This is a genomic window from Bartonella sp. AP58NXGY (assembly GCF_042195785.1).
In the GTDB taxonomy this organism is placed as follows: Bacteria; Pseudomonadota; Alphaproteobacteria; order Rhizobiales; family Rhizobiaceae; genus Bartonella.
Genome location: NZ_JBHIOY010000057.1, coordinates 1 through 1,664 on the forward strand (window position 1 = coordinate 1; position 1,664 = coordinate 1,664).

At 37.0% G+C, this 1,664-nt stretch carries 3 protein-coding genes; 1 reads left to right on the top strand and 2 read right to left on the bottom strand.

Annotated features, from left to right (window positions below):
• Positions 1 to 272 precede the first annotated feature (272 nt).
• Entirely contained in the window at positions 273 to 887 is a 615-nt protein-coding gene (locus ACFINC_RS09305) for a hypothetical protein (protein WP_375617027.1), read from the top strand.
• Positions 888 to 900: 13 nt separating this feature from the next.
• Here the strand turns inward: ACFINC_RS09305 and ACFINC_RS09310 are convergent, their stop codons facing one another.
• Entirely contained in the window at positions 901 to 1,425 is a 525-nt protein-coding gene (locus tag ACFINC_RS09310; RefSeq protein ID WP_375617028.1) for a hypothetical protein, read from the bottom strand.
• A 15-nt stretch (positions 1,426 to 1,440) separates the two neighbouring features.
• On the bottom strand, positions 1,441 to 1,664 hold a 224-nt coding region (locus ACFINC_RS09315; protein ID WP_375617029.1), incomplete at its 5' end, for a single-stranded DNA-binding protein.

Sequence of the window (1,664 nt, forward strand, 5' to 3'; positions counted from 1 at the left end):
CCATTCCTGCCTTAGGGGGTTTATATTTTTTCTTTGTTTGAGAAATCTGTTCTGTATTTTGTGATGTCATAAAATACACCCTCCAGATAATAAAAAACCCCGCATTTGCGGGGATTTTGAACTGTACATTTCCCTCTCTAGACACAATACGCCTAAGTACAGCAATGTCATTAAATACGATTTGCTACACTTTGTCAACATAAAAATAACACATATTGATATTTTAAAAACGAATCGGTTAAACAGCGCTTATGAATAATTAAGGATTCAAAATGATGAAATCATTATCCATAACACGCATCATAACATTTATAGCTTTCTTTTCTATATCAGCGCTACCTGCATCAGCGTCAGTTGGATTTATAGACAAATTGACGCGTATGTTTACAAGTGTAGATACTATAGAGAAGTATAATCAACTTTACAATAAATACGTAAGTGAATCATATATTGGCTCTATGCATTCTGAAAAGATACGCAAAGCAGAAGAACTTTCACTCAGAAATGGTGGAGAATATTCATTTTTTAAACAGGAAAATATATTGTATCGTCACATATCGGTTGTTGGTTGTGCATCCCTTATGAGTTTATTGCGGGGTGATTATAATAAGGAGATGTCGCAAATGGATCTACCCAATGTAATAAAGCGTTTACGCGATGAATATGATTGGAATGAAAGCGATTTTATGTGGGCATACAACATGGTTAATGATAACGAGGATCCAATGATTTATTATGCAAAAAAATTTCTTAAGCGTTCCGATTTCAAAAAAGCACAAGTAGATAACATAGTATCTCAAATGAAAAAAAATGATCATAAAGGGTTAAAGGGACTCAGTGAACATTGCAGAAACTTACAAACGATATACTATATAATGAAACCGTAATAGAGATTGTCATTTAACGATCAAAATGTTTCTGAAGCGCATTAAGAGCAACACGTAATGAATTCACAAGGTGTGGTAGCATTTGATCTTCTATAACGAGGTACTGTAGCGCTGCATAAAGATTATACTGTCTATAGAGGCATTGTGCTTCTTTTAGTGCCTCTTGCGTGTTGATAAACTGCTCCGTTGCAAATGCTACCCATTTATCTCTTGCCTTATCATCAGATGATGACGGCATTTCGTCATAAATCGCATTAGGCAAGCCTTTTGCGCATAAATAGTCGTTTCTTATCTGTAGGTACTGTTGCGCGGCATCATATTGCTCTTGTGTAAGCGCGTCTTTTAAACAAAGCCGCCCGATATAGGTACCAGAGAGCGGATTTTTTGCCTCCTGTAGCGTTAAACCGAAGCGCTTTGCACGTATCTCTATTGCCAATTGATCAGCAACTTCACGGGGGTATTTTGCACGTGATATACGACCATTGGCTTCTCTTAGCTGCCCTGCTATTTTAGGGCGTCCCCTTTTGTTTTTTTTCACAACACCGCCTTCTGTTTAAAAAGGAACACTATCATTCATAACGGTATGAGATGTATCAAGAGGCTTGTGAAAGCTTCTGTCATAAGGTGATGACTGCTCTTGATTATCATCATTTTTGCCATCTAAGAGCTTTAAGTCGCCTTTGTACTTAGGCAAAATGACTTCTGTTACAAACCGGTCAATACCGTTTTTATCTTGCCATTTACGCGTTTGAAGCTGTCCCTCGATATAAACTTTGC

Excerpts from the sequence above, each read along its gene's own strand:
- ACFINC_RS09305 (WP_375617027.1), top strand. The coding sequence starts at position 273 with ATGATGAAATCATTATCCATAACACGCATCATAACATTTATAGCTTTC.